This is a genomic window from Erythrobacter sp. SD-21 (assembly GCF_000181515.1).
In the GTDB taxonomy this organism is placed as follows: Bacteria; Pseudomonadota; Alphaproteobacteria; order Sphingomonadales; family Sphingomonadaceae; genus Qipengyuania.
In genome coordinates, this window is the sequence record NZ_ABCG01000002.1 from 1 (window position 1) to 20,048 (window position 20,048).

The window sequence follows — 20,048 nt, forward strand, 5'->3', positions numbered from 1 at the left end:
TCCGGCTTGCCGAGACCATCGCAGGTTCGTCGATGCCGAAGCGCGCGGGCAGCAGGATCCGAAGCCAGCCAGCGCGCGTGCTCGCTTCCTCCAGGCGTCCGAGCGCGCCGTTGCAGAAATGGGGACCGATGGCCGCGTGGTGCTGGTCGGCGAAGCGGTGCTCGCGGGCGATGCCCCCGATGCCACCGACGAACTGCGCGCACGGATCGCCCGCCAGCTTGAGCAGGGAGGCGGTCAGTGACGCACTTTGCCACTCGCCTTGTCCGCACGATCAAACGGCCGTTCGTCCTGACCGCGCTGGTGTTGTTGCCGCTCGGATGGGGCGCGGTTGACGCCTTCGCAAAAGACCATGCCTTCCTCATCAATACCAGCCCGAGCCTGCCCAACTGGGCCTTCTGGCTCGACAAGCACGCGCGGATCGAGCGCGGCAGCCTGATCTTCTTCGAGCCGCCGGCAAGCAGGCTCGTCGAAGTGCATTTCGGAAAAGGCGCGCAGCTCTTCGGCAAACGGGTGCTGGGCGTGCCGCGCGATGTCGTGAGCCACCGCGGTCACGAGGTCTTCATCAACGGTCAAAAGATCGCCGCGCGGCTCGATGAGACCCGTCTCGGCATTGCGCTACACAAAGGCCCCGAAGGACCGATCCCCGACGGCTGCTTCTACACCGGGACCAGCCATCTCCGCGGCCTCGACAGCCGCTACGCCGAGATCGGCTTCGTCTGCCGCGGCCAGATCCTCGGCAGCGGGAGGGCGATCCTGTGAGCAAGCTCATCCTCCCTACGGCCCTGCTTGCAGTCCTGCTCTGCCCTGCCGAGGTGCTGGCACGCGACTATGGCCAGCGCGGCACGGTGTTTCCCGTGATCGAGCGCGACCTCCTCGAGCAGATCCATTCGCGCCTGACGCAGATGGAACGTTCGGGAGAAACCGCGCGGCTCAATGAAGACCTGAAGCGCCGCACGATCGCGCGGGTGGGCCGACCCGACCCCGTCGCGGGAATCGTCCGGGCCAGCGAAGCGCGGCGCTGGCAATTCGATCCGACGATTACGCTCGCTGCCGATATCCGCGGCGCAAAAGGCGAGCTGATCCATGCCGCCGGCACGAGGGTCAATCCGCTCGACAGCGTCGGCCTTCGCGCCGATCTCCTGTTCCTCGATGGCGACGATCCCGATCAACTCACCTGGGCGCTGAAACAGGACGCCAATGCCAAGCTGATCCTGGTGAAGGGCGCGCCGCTCGAGCTGATGAAGGCTCGCCAGCGCCGCTTCTATTTCGATCAGGGCGGCAAGCTCACGGAGAGGTTCGGGATCAGGTCGGTGCCCGCACGCGTGCGCCAGCAGGGCCGCCTGCTGGAAATCAGCGAAATCGCGCTGCCACCGAAAAGGAGGTCAGCCCAATGACCCGTCTAAGAAAGTTGGCGCTTGTTCTGGCCGCTATTCTTGGTCTCGCCACCGCAACGCCCGCCATGGCCGATGCCGGTCCCGGTCGCTGCACCGGCAGCTTCGTCAACCCGATCACCGACATCTGCTGGTCGTGCCTGTTCCCGATCTCCATCGGCGGACTGGACATCTGGCCGTCGAGCCGGCCCGATCCCGATAACCCCGATCTGCCGGTGTGCCTGTGCGGTCTAAGGCCCGGGATCGCGATGGGCTTCTGGGAACCGGTGCGGCTTGCCGATGTCAGCATGAAGCCGTGGTGCTTCGTAAACCTCGGCGGCATGAAACTCGATCCGGGCTTCGATATCGGCTTCCGCTCGATCTCGGGTCCATCAGCAGTGGGCGGCGCGAGCCAGTATTATTCGAGCTGGCACGTCCACTGGTATGCCTATCCGCTGATCTACTGGATGGAGATCGTCGCCGATTTCCTGTGCCTGGAATCGGGTTCGATCGACATTCTCTACATCTCCGAGATCGATCCGCTGTGGCAGGATTCCGAGCTCACCGCGATCATCAACCCCGAAGCCGTGCTGTTTGCCAACCCGCTGGCGCTCGCCGCTTGTGCGGCCGACTGCGTCGCCTCGACCGCGAAGCTGCCGATCGACGAGATGTTCTGGTGCGCGGGCTGCCAGGGATCGATGTACCCGATGAACGGTAATGTCTCCGCCTCGATCGGGCATGTGCAGGCCTCGCGGCTCGTGCTCTCGCGCTTTGCCTACAAGCTCCACCGCGAACTCGTCTCGTGGGGAACGATGGGATCCAAGGGCCTGTGCGGCAAATATTTGATGCCGGTGATGCGCAAGCAGCAATACCGCTTCCAGGCCACCAACCCCAACCCGGCGACCTCGGGCCGTTACGCCTGCCCGCCTATCGGCGCCTCCACCACCTTTCAATCGGCCGGACAGGTCATCCCCGCCATCGGTGAAGACATGGGATACCTCGTCTGGCGCAAGCGGAACTGCTGCGCGCTATGAACAAACACCTCCTTCTTTTGCCCGTCGGCCTTGCCGTCACCCTCGGTGGCCTCGCTCTCGCCCAGAGCGCGCCCGAAGGCATCGACCTTGAAGCGATCCGCGAGCGTGCGGCCGAACACGCCGACGATGCGCAGGCGCTCAGCACCAATGTCCGCCAGCGCGCCGAGGCGCTGACCGAGGACGCACAGACTATCCAGGCGCAAGCGCAGGCCAATCGCGCGGCCTATGCGGACAGCATCAAGGCAATCGAGACCGATGCCATCCTCGACTTCGACGCGATGATCGCGGGGCAAGCTGCCGCCGAGAAGGCATCGCTCGGGGGAGCCCCCCGCTTCATTGCCTTTGCCAGCCTGTCGATGCCGCCCGAGGCGCTGAAAGCACTGGTCCGCGACATGACCAGGGCGGGAGGTGTCACCGTGCTGCGCGGCTTCCCGCAAGGAAACAGCGAGGCGTTCAAGAAGCGGCTCGCCGCCATCTGGAGCAGCCGCGACGCGGCCGGTTCGCTCGGCATTGATCCAAGGCTGTTTCGCGCGTTCAACATCGAGGCCGCGCCGAGCTTCGTCATGCTCAGCACCGAGTTCAGCCCATGCGACGGGTTCGATTGCACCAGCGAGGTGCCGCCACACGACCGTATCGCCGGCAACATCAGCGTAAGCGAAGTCCTCGATACCTTCGCCTCGGGCAAGGGTCCGGGCGCCGAGCTTGCCCGTCTCCATCTGCGCCAGCTCTCCAGGGAGGAACGGCCATGACCGGCAGAACTCTCGCCAATATCCTTGCCGCGATCATCACCGTGACCAGTGCATCGGCGCTTCACGCTCAGACCCGCGATGAAGCCCGGGCCGATGGCAAGGACTTTGCCACCGAGCTGCTGGGCGAGGCGCGCGACGCCGCAACGACCAATCCTGATGCAGCGCGCGTTCCCAATTTCGATCCGCAGGCGACGCGCGACCTGCAGGATCTTGCGCGCGATCCCGACCAGATCGAGGCCCGCGGACGCAGTGCCGCGACGACCAGCACGCCGATGCGGACGATCCGCGACAGCATGGCCAATCGCGCAAGGTTCGAGCCGAACGAGATCGAGGACGTGATTGCCCGCAGCCTCGCGATCAACGAGACGCCGCTCGACTACACCAGCGGCATGGCAATTTCGGGCAGCCAGGGATCGTGCGTGCCGCTGCCGCCTGGTTCGGGGTCGGCGGGCACCTATACCGCGACCTGCAATACGGGCACACGGATCGATCAGTCGGCAGGCCAATGCACGGTCCCGCTCGTCGCCAGGGTCAGCCAGAAACCACAGTATCATTACCTTTGCAGCCCATTGGGCAGCTTCAACCTGTCAGGTGAGCCGGATTGCGAAGAGTTTTCGGGCGCTCTTTGCCGGGTGACCGGACACCGGGACGGTCCTTGCCTGCAGTGGGGTTGGTCCGGCGGTCGCAAGTGGTGCACCGAGCCGGGCGATCCGATTACCGAGCTGACCTGCGACGAACAGGTCGCGGGGCAGACGCCCTACCGCATCGCCACGGCAACCACCGTCACAACGACCCCTGACGAAAGCCAGTGCACAGGTCTTGCGGACAATAGCGATTGCACGCTGGACGCAGAGATCTGCACCGATACCGATCCGCAGACCCGCGTGATCGACGGCGTCTCTGTCACCAGGCCCTGCTGGGAATGGCAACGCAGCTACACCTGTATCGCGCGCGAAGCGGCGACCGACTGCTCCGACATCGAAATCCAGGGCACCTGCCGCTTTGTCCGCGAGGAATGTCTTACCGACGAAACTCCCTGCGAGACCTGGGAGCGCATCTACGAGTGCCCGCTTCCCGGGAACGACAGCTCCACCCAGTTTGTCTGCGACGGTGATGTCTATTGCATCGACGGCAGCTGCGAGACGATCGAGCGCACCGCGAACGATGAGTTCAAGGATGCCGTCACCGCCCTCCATGCGATGAACGAGGCCCGCGGCCAGTTCGATCCTGAGACGCTGACGCTGTTCCGCGGCACGCGCAACACCTGCTCATCCAAGGTCTTCGGCGTGCTCAACTGCTGCAAGGGTAAGGGTTTCCCGCTCATCCCCGGGATCAGCCTTTTGGTCGCGCTTGGCTGCAGCCGCGAGGAGGTGCTGCTCCACGAACGCGATGCGCAAGGGCTGTGCGCTTATGTGGGGACCTATTGCTCGGACAAGTTCCTCGGCGTCTGCCTGACCAAGAAGAAGGTTTACTGCTGCTTCGAAAGCAAGCTCTCGCGGATCCTGCAGGAACAGGGCCGGCGCCAGCTGCCCAAGCCTTGGGACAAGCCCAAGGAAGAGCAGTGCGAGGGGTTCACACTCGACGAATTCGCCCGGCTCGACCTCAGCCAGATGGATTTTTCCGAAGTCTATGCCGAGTTCACCGAGGCTGCGCGGCTCCCCGACGAGCTCGAAACCAGCATCCTCATCCAGCAGAAAATCGAAGACTATTACGCAAGGAGTGGCCAATGACGCGCCGCCAATCACTGCCGATGCTGGCCCTCCCAGTACTGGCCATGTGTCTCGCTGCGCTGCTTCCCGTTCGGGCAGTTGCCCAGGAAGCGCGCCAGACAGAGCCAGCTGCCTCGGCAGACAGCCTCTACTGCGAGCAGCGCAGGCTCGGCTACTGGTTCTATTGCGTCAGGCCGGAGCCGGCAGAGGAGCCGGAGATGGCGCAGCCACCGGCCCAGGTAACCGCCACGCAAGAACTCGACGCGGTCACGGGGGAACTGCGCGAGCTCAAGGCACGCGCGATCCTCTATCCGACGCCGGAAAACGTCACCGCCTATATCCGTTTCCAGCGTGCCCAGCTCGACCGGGCTTCGTTGTTCTCCGATGTCTGGCAGCGCGCGATCTGGCAGGATCCCGAGCTCGACTACACGCTCGAACGGCCGGTCGGCGCGCTCGCCAAGAAGCAATGGCAGGACGCGCGCGCGGCCGACCGCGACGCGGTGATGGCCAGGCTCTCCGAACGCTATGGCCTGTTCTACTTCTTCGCCCAGACCTGCGGCGCCTGCGAAGTGATGAGCCCGATCGTGCGCTCGGTGGCGGACCGCTGGCATATCACGGTCCGGGCGATCTCGACCGATGGCGGACCGTCCCGGCACTTCCCCGACTACAAGGTCGAAAGCGGCCAGCGACCGCGCATGGGGCTCGAGCCCGGCATCACCCCGGCGCTTGTGCTGTGGGACAGCGTGGCCAGGCGCACGATCCCGATCGGATACGGCGTGCTCTCGGCCGACGAGCTGCAGGACCGCATCTACCTCCTCACCTCGAAGGAAGCCGGACATGATTACTAGCATCCGCAATGCGGCGCTCACCATAGCTGCCGCCGGCATGGTCGCGTCCCCCGTCGCCGCAAACGTCGGCGACAGCATGGACCGTTTCATGGACGACATGGGCGCTGCGGCCAATGTCACCGGGCCGAGCGCGTTCGAAGGACAGTCGGCGGGCTATTACAGCCTCGGCAATGTCTGGACGCGCTTCCCGCAAAAGACGACCAACATCGCCAATCTCCAGCTTCCGCGTGCCCGCGCTGGTTGCGGCGGTATCGATATCTTCGCCGGGTCCTTCTCCTTCATCAACGCGAGCGAGATGGTCGCATTGCTCAAGGCCGTCGCGAACAATGCGGTGGGGTTCGCCTTTAGTCTGGCGATCGATACCGTCTGCCCCGAGTGCAACAAGATCATGCAGGAGTTCAGCCAGAAGGCGCAGCTCATGAACAATCTCTCGATCAACTCCTGCGAGATGGCGCAGGGGCTGGTCGGCGGCGTCTGGCCCAAGGGCGATCTCGCCGACAAGGCGATCTGCGAAGCGATCGGCAATTCCGAAGGCATCTTCACCGACTATGCCGCGGCCAAGCATGGTTGCGGCACCAGGGGCCAGCGCGCCTCGACCAACGAGGGCGCCGGCGCCGATTATGCCGACGTCAATCCCGGTGTGCCGCGCAATTACACCTGGCATGTCCTCAAGCAGAGCGCCTTCTTCAACCCCGGTGGCACTTTCGACCGCGATCTTGCCGAGTATGCGATGACGCTCATCGGCACGGTGATCTACGTGCCGCCCCGCGACGACGAACCGGGCAAGTTCGTGCCTTTCGCGGGCGATGCCTCTTCTACGCTGGTGACCGCGCTGCTCGACGGGACACAGGGCCAGTCGGTGCGGGTGTTCCAGTGCGACGAGCCCGACCAGTGCCTCAACCCGACTTTCCAGCAGATGAGTCTCACGAGCGCGAAGGCCATCCGGCCGCGCGTTGCCCGGCTCATCGGCAGCATGGTCGAGGCCATCCGCAGCGACACAGCGATCGGCAACGAGGAAAAGGAATTGCTCCAGGTGGCATCGGTGCCGCTCTATAAGATCCTCACCGTACAGGCGGCCTATGGTCGCGGGATGGCCACCGACGACCGCGACACGCTGGCCGAGATTGCCAGCATCGATCTCCTCTATGCCATTCTCGAGCGCATCACCGCAGAGGCTGGACGCTCGATGGCGAGTTTCATCGCGGCCGATGAAGCGAAGCTTGCGATTTGGCGCGCTCAGGTTGCCGAGGTGCGATCGAGCCTCGCCCAGCGGCAAGCGACCGGACAGGCGCGGGTCTCGGCGATCATGCAGATCATCGAAAAGACGGCGATGATCGAGAACATGCTCGCTGCCTCGATGTCACCGTCGATGGCGGCCGCGCTCGACTGGTCGCGCGGGATGCAGTCCCGCTCCATCGTTCCATAAGGGTCAGGCAGCATGGTCGAGATTTTCACGGTCGGCGGCGGCGAGTACATCGTCAACGTCCTCAACGCCGTTGCCGCCTGGACCGGTGCGGGCGGCTACAAGAGCCTCATTCAGGTCGCGCTGGTCATGGGCATGGTGCTCGCGGTCATAGTGGTCGCGTTCAACCAGGACTGGCGTGCCTGGCTCAACTGGTTCCTCGGCGCGACGCTTATCTACATGTGCTTGATGGTGCCGCGCATGGACGTCCATGTGACCGACCGGGTCAATCCCAGCCTTGCACCGGCAACGGTGGCCAATGTCCCGCTCGGGCTCGCCCTGATGGCAAGCTTCACCAGCCAGGCGGGGGACTATCTGACCCGCTCTGCCGAGCTTGTCTTCGGCCTACCCGACGACCTCAACTACTCGAGTAACGGCATGATCTATGGCGCGCGGCTGCTTGAATCGACGCGCAGCTTGCGCATTTCCGATCCGGAGTTTGCTGCGAACTTCGATGAGCATGTCCGGCAATGCGTGTTCTACGATCTGCTTCTCGGCCGCTACTCGATGAAGGAGCTGTCCGAAAGCGACGATATCTGGGCGACGATCGCACCGGGCAGCGCGGCGCGCGCGCAAAAATTCCTGACCCGGCAGGCCGACGACAGCGTGACGGCCTCGATCATCACCTGCCGTGAAGCCTACACCGCGCTGTCGGGTCAGTGGGCGAGCCTCATTGACGATATGACGCTTGTTGCGGGGCGTCAGCTCTATCCGCGCCAGACCGAAGCGCTCGCCAAGGCCAAGCTCATGGCCGACCTCCCGATTGCCTATCAGTATCTCACCGGCATCTCGCGCAGCGCGAGCGACATCTTCCGCCAGGTGCTGACGATCAATGCCATGAACCAGGCTATGCACGGCTTTGCCGGGGCGAGCGGCACGGGCAGTATCGACGTCTTCGCGCAGACCCGGGCAGATATTCAGACCGAGCGGACCTATTCCTCGATCGCGCACAACGCGATGAAATGGGTCCCGATCCTCAATGTCGTGCTGACGGTGGTGTTCTACGCGCTGTTCCCTGTCCTGTTTCCGCTGTTCCTGATGCCGCGGACCGGACCCATTGCATTGAGAGGTTACGTCACCGGCTTCTTCTACCTTGCGGCGTGGGGACCGCTCTTCGTCATCCTGCACATGATCCTGATGTTCAAAGGCGCGGGCGATGTCGCCGCCGCTGGCGGCAGCACGGGCCTTAGCCTCGCGACCTTTGCCGGCATGAGCGACGTCAACAGCGATATCGGCATTTTGGCGGGCTATCTCGTCGCCTCGATCCCGTTCCTTGCCGGCGGGGTGGCGCGCGGTGCACTTGCGATCTCGGGCCAGGCAACGAGCTATCTCAACCCGAGCCAGAACGCAGCCGAAGAAGCCTCGCGCGAAGCGAGCACCGGCAATGTCTCGCTCGGCAATTCGAACTTCGACAATTCGACAGTGTTTTCCCGCCAGTTTGCGCAGGGCAATCTTGCACCCAACATCGCCTATGGCGCGGCACAGACGCGTGGTTTCACCGACAGCGGCACGCAGACCACCAGCTTCCCCGATGGAGAGTTCGCTGCTGTCCCGAATTCAAGCTATCCGTTCACGCCGACACTGGGGCAGGACTTCACCGGCCGCCTCGGAACGATGGCGAGCCAGAGCCGGACGCAGAGCGAGACCTATGCCAACCTCGCCCAGCAATCGACGAGCTCTGCGCTCACCCGGTTCAGCGAGATCCGCAACGCCTACAGCCAGGGTCAAAGCTCCGACACGGTCAGCGGCGTCGGCACGAACGACAGCATCGGCACGGCATTCAGCGAAGTCGGCAATGCCTCAAGGACGCTCCAGCAGCAGTTCGGCCTTTCCCGGCGCGCCTCCGACGACATTACCGTGTCTTGGTTCTTGAATGGTGACGCTGGAATTGGTCTGAAGGGAGAAAGGGGGCCGGTACAGGCGTCTGCTGGTTTGCGGGGTGGTCGCAATCAGACTTGGACGGACAGCGATATCGGGATCGCCTCGGAAGATCGCGGCAGGATCATGGGTACGCTGCGGCAGCTTTCGGATAGCCGCAACTGGTCGAATACGCGTGAAGGCTTTCTGCGCGAGACGAGCTCAAGCTCGGTATCACAGGTATCGACCAGCTCGTCGGGTCTCAGCCGATCGCTGACCGAAGCCGAGAGCTATACGCGAGAGGCGCGTCGGGCCGAAGAGATGGCCAGTCGCCTCGAGAATCAGGCCAGCTGGTACGAGGCCAACAGCGCCGCAGGCACGCTGAACTTGAGCCAGGCCTATCGCGAATGGGGCATGGCCGAGATGGAAGCCAATCGCGACTATTACGGGCCGGTGCGCTTCGACGACATCGAGTTTCAGATGAGCGCGCGCGGCCAGCAGCTGCAATCTCGGTTTGTCGAAAGCTATGCCGATCGGCTGCAGGACGACATCGAAGCCGACCTTTCATTGCCGGACTTCGCTCCTGTCAGCCGCCCCGGGATCGGGGGTGCTGGGCAGGTGCGAGCTAGGGGAGCTGTAGGTTCTGCGGGTGGTCCCTCAATGCCCGATGCTCCTGATCGGTCTGACATCACGGATGAGGTCGAGCGGGTTCGCCAGCAGGGTCGTGGAAGGATTGGTACCGTTCGAGGTTACCTGGATCGCCAAACGCAGGGCGCCACGGGCGCAAGCGAGGAAGCTGCCGACGACGTAAAGGAATGGTAGGTGGTCAAAGTACCAAGTCGTAGATCACCACATAGATGATGAATGCTAAGAGAAGGATCGCGAATGCAATGAAGCCAACCCGCCCCCATGGGTCGGCCCAGGCCTTCTTCCATGAGTAGGACGTGAGGCGATTTTCGGAGATGGCACGGTCGATCTCTCGTAGGCCCTTCCAGTCCGTCTCGTCATTGTGACCCTTCTCATTATCCATTCCCATCACTCCGACCTAAATAAAGTAGCAATTTTGATGCATTATCGATGATAAGCGAATTAAGGTATCGATATTGACACATTATGGCCCTTCATGTAAAGACGCAAAATCGCTACACAACGCTCCATATTGGAGATAATGTCTCGATAATGCCACATTATGATTCACCAGATCTTCGCCCTCTCTCTGTGCTGCTATCCGACCTCGGAAAGCAGATCGAAGCATATCGCATATCACGCAATCTCAAGCAGGCCGAGCTTGCGGAAATGGCTGGCATCTCGCGTTCAACGCTCGCCCGCCTGGAAGCCGGCAATGGCGGGACCATCGATAGCCTTGCCAGGATCATGCGTGCGCTTGAAATTGAAGACCGCCTTCTGGATGTCATGCCGGACGCCAAGCTGAGCCCGCTCGATCCCCGGTCCGACACCGGCAAGGCGCGGCAAAGGGTGCGCAAGTCTTCTGAAGGTGAGGCTGGCGAGGAATGGAGCTGGGGTGACGAGGCCCCATGACGCGTGCCGTAGTCAATCTCTGGGGCCGTCAGATCGGCGCCGTCCTGTGGGATGAGGATCGCGATGTCGGGGTTTTCGAATACACTCCGGAATTCAGCCGCAGCGGTATCGAAGTCGCCCCGCTCACAATGCCCCTGCGAAGTGGCGTCTACGACTTTCCCGCGCTGAATTACGAGACCTTCAAAGGGCTTCCGGGCATGCTGGCCGACAGCCTACCCGACAAGTTTGGTAACGCCCTGATCAACCGTTGGCTTGCCGAGCAGGGCCGCACAGCCGAAAGCTTCGATCCGGTCGAGCGCCTTTGTTACACCGGCCGCAGAGGTATGGGCGCGCTCGAATTCGAGCCTGCGACCGGTGAGCGCCGTGAACAGGGTCGGCCGGTCGATATCGCTCCGCTTGTCGAGCTCGCCAACAGGGTCATTGCCGCGCGTGAAGAACTGGCCGGTGTACTCAAGGGTGAAGATGATCACCGCGCACTCCAGGAGATCCTGCGCGTCGGAACCTCCGCCGGCGGTGCCCGGGCCAAGGCCGTCCTCGCCTGGAATGAGGAGACCGGAGAATTCCATTCCGGGCAACTGACTGCAGGGCCCGGGTATACGCAATGGCTGGTCAAGTTCGACGGCGTGTCGGGCAATGCTGACAAGGAACTTGCCGACCCGATGGGCTTCGGTCGGCTTGAATACGCTTGCTATCTGCTAGCCCGAGAGGCTGGCATCGACATGGCTCGCTCTCGTCTGCACGAAGAAGGCGGGCGGGCACATTTCATGACACAGCGCTTCGACCGCACGCCTGATGGCAAGAAGCTTCACATGCAGTCGCTTTGCGCAATGCGCCATTTCGATTTCAACCTCGCTCGCGCATACAGCTACGAGCAGGCGATCGAGACCATCCGCATGCTCGGTCTCGGCCGCGAAGCGATCAAGGAGCAGGTGCGCCGTGCGGTGCTCAATGTCTACATCCGCAACCAGGACGACCACACCAAGAACATCGCTTTCCTCATGGATAGCTTGGGTCGCTGGAGCCTCTCGCCCGCATTCGATGTCGTCTACGCCTACAATCCTGACGGGGACTGGACTAACGAACACCAGATGTCACTGGCCGGCAAAACCGACGACTTCGAACTCGACGATCTGCTGGAATTCGGACGGTTTGCTGACCTGAAACCTGCTGAGACCAGGTCGATCATCGACACGATCCGGGCCGCAGTCAGTAACTGGAACAGGCACTGCAATACCGCCGGAGTGGAAGCCGACATGGCACGGAAGGCTAGGCGCGGATTCCGTGAAATCGGCTGAGAAGCCGGCAGGCCGGGCGATCGCCTACAGCTGTTTGTTGAAACCGAAATGTCTGCCCTTGCCCGTGGGGAACTTTCATGACATCCCGTCGCTACAACTACCCGAGGCAGACATATGCAATCTGAGTTCCGAATTCTACGCTGCCGGGCCGGGCTCTCGACCGAGGAACTCGCAGAAAAACTGGGTTACTCCGAACGGGAGATTTTCCGCTGGGAGTCCGGACACATCAGACCTCGCAAAGTCGTGCTCGACTGGCTGCGTGAGCGAGCCAAATCAGTCCCCACACATACAAATGCGAGGGGGTTCACATTCATTGACCTCTTTGCCGGCATAGGAGGACTACGCAGGGCTTTTGATGGCATAGGCGGCCGCTGCGTATTCACGTCTGAATGGGACAAATATGCACAGCTTACTTATCACACCAACTACCCGGACAACCGCCCGATCGCCGGCGATATTACCAAAGTCCCCGTCGATGAGATTCCTGTGCATGACGTTCTGCTCGCGGGCTTTCCTTGTCAGCCATTCTCAATCGCCGGGGTGTCAAAAAAGAATGCGCTGGGCCGGAAACATGGGTTCCTTGACGAAGCTCAGGGAACGCTGTTCTTCGATGTTGCACGGATCCTGAAGGCTCACAGACCACGCGCATTCCTGCTCGAGAACGTGAAGAATCTGAAAAGCCACGACAAAGGACGGACCTTCGAGGTCATCCGCAAAATTTTGGAGAAAGACCTCGGATACGAGCTCCATGTTCGCGTTCTAAACGCACGTCATTTTCTTCCCCAAAACCGTGAACGGATCGTGCTCGTTGGCTTCCGCGAAAAAAGTGGATTTGATTGGGCGGACTTGAAGCTTCCGGTTGAAGGCGAAGCGCGGATGCGATCGGTACTGCATCCCGAGAACGGCAGCGAAATTGCAGAATCGCACTACACGGAAGGAGAACTTGCGACGGTCAGTGCCAAGTATACCCTGAGCAATCACCTCTGGAAATATCTCCGAGATTACTCAGCCAAGCATCGTGCAGCAGGCAATGGCTTTGGGTATGGCTTGGTAGGCCCGGACGACACCTGCAGAACGCTCTCAGCGCGCTATTACAAGGATGGGTCTGAAATTCTCGTACAGCAAAAGGGACGCAAGAATCCCCGACGGCTTACCCCGAGGGAATGCGCAAGGCTGATGGGTTTTCCCGACACGTTCCGGATCCCTGTTTCCGATACGCAGGCGTATAAGCAGTTCGGTAACTCGGTGGCAGTGCCGGTGTTTAGCGAGGTCGCAAGGATCATGCGTCCGCATATAACCCGGGAAGCAGTCCCGAACGATGAGGTGGCTGTCCGGGAGTATGCCTGACGTCCATGATCCCGCGACGAGAAGCCGTAACATGGCGGCTATCAGGGGAAGGGACACGAAGCCTGAACTTCTCATTCGGAGTGGCCTTCACCGGCAGGGTTTTCGCTTCAGGGTCAACCGGAAGGAACTGCCCGGCAAGCCCGACATCGTACTCAGCCGGTTTCATGCAGTTATCTTTGTGCACGGCTGCTTCTGGCATGGTCATGATTGCCATTTGTTCCGGCTTCCAGGTACACGCACCGAATTCTGGACGGCGAAGATCGGCGCCAATCAAGAGCGGGACAAGGTTGTCGGATCAGCGCTGCTTTCGGAAGGATGGCGCATTGCCACCGTCTGGGAGTGCGCGCTCAAAGGAAAGAGCAGAATTGAACTGCAGGAACTTCTGACGAGGCTGACGTCTTGGCTCAGGGGTGATGAGCTACTGCTCGAAATCAGAGGCCAAGATGTAAAATCCATGCGTGCCTCGTCAATGCACCCGCCGGAAGCCACGGAGCCGGATCCTTCCGGCAGGTAACTGAGGGTCCGGATCAATGATCGGGTTCACGACGGGAGCTTTGCTAATGGCTCGCTTAGAGCGTCTGTCGTTCGGATAGCCGCTCAGCACTGCCCAGATCGTTGGTGCGGCTTTGCTGATGTCGCGCACCGTCAGTCGCCATTTCCAGGCAAGATTCTCCGAGAATTCTCCGTAGTTGTCCCGGGCACTTTCGTAGCTGGCCCGGGCTTCGTCCCAGTATTCCAGCCAGAGGTCATCCAGCCATACAGGCAGCTTGCTGAAGTCGTGACCGATCAGCACTCCATTCAGAAAACTCAGAAACACCGTTTCTTCGCGTTTGACCGTGGGCAGATGGGTATCGAGGGCGTCGGCAACAGCCTGCAGTGTCATCTGGCTCCCAAGAGTGCGGCTCGTCCTGAGACGGTAAATTTCGGACGCGCGCTTCGTAATGCGGGACGCAGTCAGCAAGTCACAGACGGTCTCGCGAAGCGTGGCGACAAACTCAGCGGCATTGACCGTTGGCGAGGCTGGCAGACAGCTGAGTGCGTTGGCAGTCCGGTATGACGGCCAGTCGATCAGACCATCGTCACGGAGGCAGGAGGCCAGCTGATTTGCATGCATCGCAGCCACCTCAGCCGCCTTTCCTCCTTTTGCCCCCAAGCTGCCGGCGCGCAACCTCAAGACGATATCACCTACGGTTTCTGATCCGGCTTCAGCCAGTCGCTCAGCGTATCTGCCCAGTCTGAGTCGGTTCAGTGGGAGCCCGAGCACTTCCCCTCTCAGATCGCCGAAAAGCCGGGGATCGACACGACTCGCTGCACGGAATTCACCGGACATCTGCGGTTCGCCGGTGACGATCGCAAGGATGATTGGGAGCTGTGTTATGACCGCATGATTGGGAACCTCCCATTCAGCGGAGAGGGCATCCACGAAATCTGTGAACTCGATTTCCTCAAGGTGGGAAAGACGGTCTGCAGCCCGCTTCCACCAGATCGAAAACTCCGGACGGAAATGTATTCCCAGCGTTCCATAGGTGTCGTTGAGTAGCCCGCCGGTCAGCTGGCCCAGCAGCTTCTTCTCCTTTTGCCGGATCCTTTCGCGGGTGACCGGAGGGCTGGTTGTCGCAGCTATTTCATCAAGCGTCTTCTGCCGTTCCGGGGGCTGACAGATGCGTTCGCGAAGAATTGCCGAGAAGGTCTCGTCAGCAAGATTGTCGGCGACCTCGGCGAGAAAGTCCGGAAGGGAAGCCAGAAAGTCTTTACCTGAACGCGGCCGACCCTCATGCGGCAGAAGCGGGATACGCGTTGTTTCGCAGTACCCGTCCCAGTCAGTGCCCGTCTCAGCATCCGAAGCATCAATAAGCGCTTGCCGGTTCTCACTGAGCAGATCGGCTGTACGCCAGCCAACTGTGGGAATCCTGATGATCTGCTCCCGGGTCACGTTCGCGAGATCGCCGACGGTGCGGAAACCGGCCCTCTCCAGCGTTGCAGTCTTCACACCAAGGTGAAGGACGCCGATCGGGAGATCATCCACCGATCCAGGTTGCCGGATGCTATCTTGGTGCTGCGCGCCTGGCGGATCTGTCGGCTCTCCGGTTTCTCTAATGTACACGACGCCAGCCTTTCAGGCGGACCCTCACCGGTGCGCTTGCCTCCTCGCCTTGAGGCGCCTCATCCCTCCGGACTGACACAGAATAGGTTAGACTTCCCGGAGATCCGGTAAGCACGAGTACATCGCCTTCCGTCGCGCCAACAGCGCGGAAGAACTTGGTCATATGGGTGATGCGGTACTCGTCCCTTGTCCCGCCTTCATCATGAAGCCTGTTATTGTAGTAGATATAGCGGAAGCGCCAGGTCACCCCCGCGTCGTCCGTCATTTCCAGCCATGCATCGGGGTTCTTCTGCGCAGGATCGAGAAACGGAAGCAGCGCAATCAGATCCGTCTGTGATTTCGGTATGTGTATTCCTGCCTGATGACCTCCGGTTTCTCCGGTATCGTTCGCCGTCAGCGGCTTCTCATAAGTCTGACTGCCCATCAATTTTCTCCGCCAGGCCGGATGGAAAGGGCCCGCCTTAGATCATCGGCATCACGTGTTGATACCGGGACTGCTTCGTTGCCAAGTTCGCGGCGCCACTGAGATCGGTCAATCATCACCCGTTCGACCGTGTCCTCGTAAAACAGCCGGTAGATATAGACAGGTTCGGTCTGCCCGCGTCGGTGCGCGCGGGCGCTTGCCTGGGATTCAAGTGCAGGATTCCATGCCTGGGTGAAGTGAATGACTACCGTTGCAGCTGTTATATTGAGTCCGGCACCCGCCGCTTTTGGATTGAGTACAAGGCAGCCCGGCCCATCGTGGCAGGAGAATGCGTCAACGATTGCCTGCCGCTCTTCCTGCGGCGTGCCCCCGTTGATCGCCCCCCAGTATGCATCCGGCAGCCGTCCCTGTGCTGCCTCACGGAGAATCTCGCCACAGCGATTGAAAATTGCGAAGATCAGAACCTTGCGTCCGCTCCTGAACGCCTCTTCGAGAATGGCGATTGCGCGCTCCACCTTCGGTGTGAAGAGCGGCATTCCGGCTGACGGATTGATCCCAGCATCCTGATCCCTCTCGGGATCGCCCGATCCCTGCAGCCAGGGATGGGCGCAGAAGAGCTGCAACTGACCTGTCGCGACGAGATTGCCTGCCACAGGGTACTTCTCAAGCGTCTCGGCCAGTACTTCATCATAACGCCGGGAAAGCTCATCGCCGAGTTCGAGTGGCAGATCGATATCGATGCGCTCTGGAAGATCGCCGGCGACATCCCTCACTTTTCGGCAGAGAACAACGGGATCGGTCAGACGAGCCAGATTCTTTGCCGATTCCTCGGAGTCCGGATGATCGGCTTCAAAGTCCTCCCGACTTCCCAGCAATCCAGGTATCGCGAGGTCGGCAAGCGACCAGAGATCCAGGAGCGATGTCTCGACCGGCGTCCCTGTCATCGGAATGGTTCGCTGCCTGGGAATCCTCCCGACTGACCGCCTGCGCCCGGAATCCGGGTTTTTCAGAGCCTGCACCTCATCACAGATCAGCCATGACCAGGTCATGCCTGCAAAAATGGATATATCGTTGACCACAGTGTCGTAGGTTGAAAGCACGACCTGGGCCCGCTGCAGACCCGCGGTGATGCCGGTTCTGTTGTGTCCGCGGTGGATGAGAACAGAAAGCTCGGGCGCAAACTTCATTATCTCCTTCCGCCAGTTGGCGATCAGGCTCGTCGGGCAGATGATGAGGGCTGGTCGTGACGTTTCCGGTTTTTCGCAGAGCAGCAGGGCAATGATCTGGATGGTCTTTCCGAGCCCCATCTCGTCAGCGAGAATGAGGCCGCCGGTATGCCGTATGGTCTGGTCCATCCATGCTACGCCCTGAGCCTGATACGGGAACAGAGTCGCATGTAGACCCGGAATGTCCTGATCAGGGCGCAGGTCGGCAGCAGCCGATTGCGCTGAGTGGAAGACGCTCTCTTCAGCTATGACAGGTATGTCGGGATTACCCAGCCGGACAAGACGCACCACATCGGAAAAGCTGAGCGTTTTCGGCAGCTGCCCGCCCAGCATCTGCCGGACTATGGCCGGCGTATCGTGAGGAAGTGGGCGGATTACATTTCCGTCGGCGACCCAGTTGTAGTCCGGGCCGGGCGCGTCCCAGACTTTCTTTTCTCCCCGCACAGTTCTGGTGCCAGCAACGCGGAACGTAAAACCAGCACCCTCTTTTCGGATGCGGATTTCCGGCTGCACAACTCTTGACGCCAGCTCCCAGCCATGAGGAGGTGCAGCTGAAATCTGCCTGAAATCGGCAGGAAGTGATGCAGGCCCGTCAGTCACTGGACAGCTTGCCTCTGAGTTCTTCAGGTGTCCACGGAACAGGTCGCCTTGTGTGGACCGCGCGATGGCAGTTCGGGCAAAGTGGTATCAGGTCAGTTGCCGGATCGTATGGTCTGGGCTCACCGACAAGAGACAGTGGCTGCAGGTGATGCACTTCAATGATAGCCCCGGCATCGCCATAGAGTTGGCCAGGACTAAGACTGCAAATCTTGCAGGAAGCCCCGTGGATACGCAGGCAGAGCAGACGATTGCGTGGGTTCCGTTCGCGTCGGCGTACGACGGTGAGTTTGACGGCGCCTTCAGTCAGCGCTTCCTGATCGTACGGGGCGCCTTCCTCGATCGGGTCGTATCCATAAAGTTCTGCCATTGCGGCAAGAACAGGGATAACGAGCTCACGGCAGGTCTCCGCAACGGAATCATCGTCAAACCGGCTCTCAATGCCACGCTTCTCTGCGATAATCGTGAAACTGCCATTGTCGATCATCCAGTCATCGATAGTCTGACCGTTACCGATTTTCAGATCCGCGCTCGACGCTACTGAGGCGACGAGCGCCCTTGCAAGCTGAACTTCTTCTGCGCTTGCCTGCCGCATCTGCCGGATCGTATCAGCTGCAAAATTGCCGAATGTCAGCTTCGCTTCAAAGCGGCGCAGACCGGTCGGCCGAAGAGTGACTATCGGGCTGTGAGAGCGCTCAAGGTCTGCAAACCAGAGCCTGATTGCTGTCTGCACTCCGGACCTGTCTTCCTCCAGATAAATTGCAGCGCCGGTTCCCTCCTCGACTTCCCGGCGGATCAGGGCCTGCTTCTCGGCAAGCATCTCAATCCCCTTCTTCGTCCCCGGCTTCTGTCAGCTCCTCGTCGTCGGGCAGAGGCACTTCACGCAGCAGCTTCTTGAGATTGGTCGAAATCTCGTTGCGAATGTCCTCGAATATCGGCTCAAGGTCATCGTTGGTGTTGTTCTGCTCAGCCACAGCGAAAGCCCACAGCAGCAGATCCATACCCTCAACTGCATAGCCACTGGCGGCAGCCCTCTGATAGATTTTCAGATAGAAGTCGTGGTGCTTGTTAATGCGGACGCCTGCCACGAAGCCTGACTCGGCATCGCTGCGCATGGCCGGCTCCCAGAGATCGCCGGACGTAATGGTCTCAACAGCTTCAACGTGAATACTGTCCGGGTTTACGTGCGTGTCGACGGGCACCCGGAGCTTGATGCCTGCGCCGCGATTGTTGTTGAGTGTAGCGGTTTTCTGACTCGCGTCGGCAGACTGGACGTCCGGCTTTTTGGTCGAAGGCGTATTGCCGATGACCTTATTCGCGCTGCCGTGATCGACGCCGCGCTCGACCGCAGCTGCCTTCTCCTTGCGCCGGTAGCGATTGCCTGCTTCGCGATAAGTCGGCTGAAGAAGCGTCTTTAGAGCTTCCTCAAGAGCCGGGTCGAAGAGAATTTTCGACTTCTTGACGTCGACTTTGAAGGCCTCGTCAAGCTTATGAGTGAAGTCGAACTCGACGCGCAACAATGATGTGTGCGGCTCAACAGCGCCAAACACGCCGAGCCAGCCACCCTGCTGGATCACACGGCCTTCGCGATGAATGTAAAACCCCTGACCGCGGTTGGTGATATTCGCGACTTTCTGCTCGTCTTTGGTGAGATCCCGGCGGTTGGGCAAAATCCACGCCCTGATTTGCGCTGTTTCAACAGACCCGTCTTCCAGTTCGATCTCAAGCTTCTGCTGTTCAGGAGAGAGGACTTGATCGGCCTTTTCAGGATAAAACGGGTTCCACGGTCTGACCTGCTCGCCATTTACGCTTATTGAAACGTGCCTCTCACGATCGTCCCCCTCGTCGAGGAAGCGATAATAAATAAGAGCGACATGGTCGATCAGCCGCTCACCCAGCCTCCTGATTGCAGCCTGTTCCCTCGCGCCGCCAGGATCGTCATATTCCTTCGACAACAGACGGTCACATTTGGACCAGACTACTAGCGTGCCCTTGTCACCACAAAGCTCTTCAAAGAGCTCATAGTCGTCTGCGGTCATTTCTTCGCGGAGCATTTCCCACTGGTTCTGCTCTTCGACATGCTCGAGGTCCCAAGCGAGCTTAGCGAAGTCAGCCTCGTCGGACTGACGGGAAATAACCGTAAACCGGAGGCAAACCGAACTGGATGCCGTTTTAAGGCCAAGACCGAATTTGCCGAGGCTCGCAAGATTCGCTCTGGCGGGCGCACCGTAACGCATGGCATTAAATAGCATTTCGCCGTTCATGCCGTCCCCATTGTCACCGAAACAGACAAACTTCCGACCATCTTCAGCCAACTCTATCCGAACATTTACTTCAGACGCATTCGCAGCGATGGAATTGTCAATGATATCTGCTGCTGCAGTATTAAAACTGTAGCCGGTGTCACGAAGGCCGTAGATGAGCCTAGGAGCATCGGGTTGGTTGATAAGATCGTTCATTGGGCACCAGTCGGTTCAGAATTGCGGG

General features: G+C 60.5%; 19 protein-coding genes. 13 read left to right on the forward strand and 6 right to left on the reverse strand.

Annotation, left to right across the window (positions count from 1 at the left end):
* From ED21_RS03455 to ED21_RS03495, 9 genes are all read left to right on the forward strand, one after another.
* Positions 1-241, forward strand: a 241-nt coding sequence (locus ED21_RS03455; protein WP_006832440.1) for a TrbI F-type domain-containing protein, incomplete at its 5' end; no start/stop codon positions are given.
* The gene (locus tag ED21_RS03460; RefSeq protein WP_006832441.1) at positions 238-759 is read left to right on the forward strand and encodes a S26 family signal peptidase; all 522 of its coding nucleotides are present in this window, start codon (positions 238-240) and stop codon (positions 757-759) included. The genes ED21_RS03455 and ED21_RS03460, both read left to right, overlap by 4 nt.
* Positions 756-1,394: a type-F conjugative transfer system protein TraW gene (gene traW / locus ED21_RS03465; RefSeq protein ID WP_006832442.1), complete on the forward strand. Its 639-nt coding sequence runs from the start codon at positions 756-758 to the stop codon at positions 1,392-1,394. Before ED21_RS03460 ends, traW begins: the two co-directional genes overlap by 4 nt.
* Entirely contained in the window at positions 1,391-2,404 is a 1,014-nt protein-coding gene (traU, locus tag ED21_RS03470) for a conjugal transfer pilus assembly protein TraU (protein WP_034921364.1), read from the forward strand. Before traW ends, traU begins: the two co-directional genes overlap by 4 nt.
* A complete protein-coding gene (gene trbC, locus ED21_RS03475) occupies positions 2,401-3,153 on the forward strand; it encodes a type-F conjugative transfer system pilin assembly protein TrbC (RefSeq protein WP_006832444.1) in 753 nt (250 codons plus the stop codon). Before traU ends, trbC begins: the two co-directional genes overlap by 4 nt.
* The gene (locus tag ED21_RS03480) at positions 3,150-4,883 is read left to right on the forward strand and encodes a conjugal transfer protein TraN (protein ID WP_006832445.1); all 1,734 of its coding nucleotides are present in this window, start codon (positions 3,150-3,152) and stop codon (positions 4,881-4,883) included. The genes trbC and ED21_RS03480 overlap by 4 nt, the downstream gene beginning before the upstream one ends.
* Positions 4,880-5,710, forward strand: coding sequence for a conjugal transfer protein TraF (locus ED21_RS03485; RefSeq protein WP_034921368.1), 831 nt, complete (start codon positions 4,880-4,882; stop codon positions 5,708-5,710). Before ED21_RS03480 ends, ED21_RS03485 begins: the two co-directional genes overlap by 4 nt.
* On the forward strand, positions 5,700-7,136 hold the full coding sequence (locus ED21_RS03490; protein ID WP_006832447.1) for a conjugal transfer protein TraH: 1,437 nt from the start codon (positions 5,700-5,702) through the stop codon (positions 7,134-7,136). The genes ED21_RS03485 and ED21_RS03490 overlap by 11 nt, the downstream gene beginning before the upstream one ends.
* Positions 7,137-7,148: 12 nt before the next feature.
* Positions 7,149-9,851, forward strand: coding sequence for a conjugal transfer protein TraG N-terminal domain-containing protein (locus ED21_RS03495; protein ID WP_006832448.1), 2,703 nt, complete (start codon positions 7,149-7,151; stop codon positions 9,849-9,851).
* A 4-nt stretch (positions 9,852-9,855) separates the two neighbouring features.
* Here ED21_RS03495 and ED21_RS03500 read toward each other — a convergent pair whose 3' ends face one another.
* On the reverse strand, positions 9,856-10,065 hold the full coding sequence (locus tag ED21_RS03500) for a hypothetical protein (protein ID WP_006832449.1): 210 nt from the start codon (positions 10,063-10,065) through the stop codon (positions 9,856-9,858).
* Positions 10,066-10,142: 77 nt separating this feature from the next.
* Here ED21_RS03500 and ED21_RS03505 point away from each other — a divergent pair, with 77 nt between their 5' ends.
* The 4 genes from ED21_RS03505 (at position 10,143) to ED21_RS15000 (ending at position 13,724) form a co-directional block, all read left to right on the forward strand.
* Positions 10,143-10,568, forward strand: coding sequence for a helix-turn-helix domain-containing protein (locus ED21_RS03505; protein WP_233995698.1), 426 nt, complete (start codon positions 10,143-10,145; stop codon positions 10,566-10,568).
* Complete coding sequence (locus ED21_RS03510) at positions 10,565-11,863, forward strand: type II toxin-antitoxin system HipA family toxin (protein ID WP_006832451.1); 1,299 nt, start codon at positions 10,565-10,567, stop codon at positions 11,861-11,863. The genes ED21_RS03505 and ED21_RS03510 overlap by 4 nt, the downstream gene beginning before the upstream one ends.
* Positions 11,864-11,977: 114 nt before the next feature.
* Positions 11,978-13,210 (forward strand): DNA (cytosine-5-)-methyltransferase, encoded by a 1,233-nt coding sequence (gene dcm / locus ED21_RS03515; protein WP_006832452.1) that lies wholly within the window; start codon positions 11,978-11,980, stop codon positions 13,208-13,210.
* The gene (locus ED21_RS15000) at positions 13,203-13,724 is read left to right on the forward strand and encodes a very short patch repair endonuclease (RefSeq protein ID WP_083800379.1); all 522 of its coding nucleotides are present in this window, start codon (positions 13,203-13,205) and stop codon (positions 13,722-13,724) included. The genes dcm and ED21_RS15000 overlap by 8 nt, the downstream gene beginning before the upstream one ends.
* On the opposite strand, the gene ED21_RS03520 is transcribed toward ED21_RS15000, so the two are convergent.
* The 5 genes from ED21_RS03520 to ED21_RS03540 all read right to left on the reverse strand — a co-directional run bounded on the left by ED21_RS03520 (position 13,677) and on the right by ED21_RS03540 (position 20,020).
* Positions 13,677-15,236 (reverse strand): hypothetical protein, encoded by a 1,560-nt coding sequence (locus ED21_RS03520; RefSeq protein ID WP_006832453.1) that lies wholly within the window; start codon positions 15,234-15,236, stop codon positions 13,677-13,679. The two genes, ED21_RS15000 and ED21_RS03520, sit on opposite strands and share 48 nt — an antisense overlap.
* Positions 15,237-15,303: 67 nt before the next feature.
* A complete protein-coding gene (locus tag ED21_RS03525) occupies positions 15,304-15,738 on the reverse strand; it encodes an EcoRII N-terminal effector-binding domain-containing protein (protein WP_006832454.1) in 435 nt (144 codons plus the stop codon).
* Entirely contained in the window at positions 15,738-17,564 is a 1,827-nt protein-coding gene (locus ED21_RS03530; protein ID WP_198005809.1) for a DEAD/DEAH box helicase, read from the reverse strand. The genes ED21_RS03525 and ED21_RS03530 overlap by 1 nt, the downstream gene beginning before the upstream one ends.
* Positions 17,557-18,381: an HNH endonuclease gene (locus ED21_RS03535; protein ID WP_006832456.1), complete on the reverse strand. Its 825-nt coding sequence runs from the start codon at positions 18,379-18,381 to the stop codon at positions 17,557-17,559. The genes ED21_RS03530 and ED21_RS03535 overlap by 8 nt, the downstream gene beginning before the upstream one ends.
* A gap of 1 nt (position 18,382) precedes the next feature.
* Entirely contained in the window at positions 18,383-20,020 is a 1,638-nt protein-coding gene (locus ED21_RS03540; protein ID WP_006832457.1) for an ATP-binding protein, read from the reverse strand.
* Between the last annotated feature and the right edge of the window lie 28 nt (positions 20,021-20,048).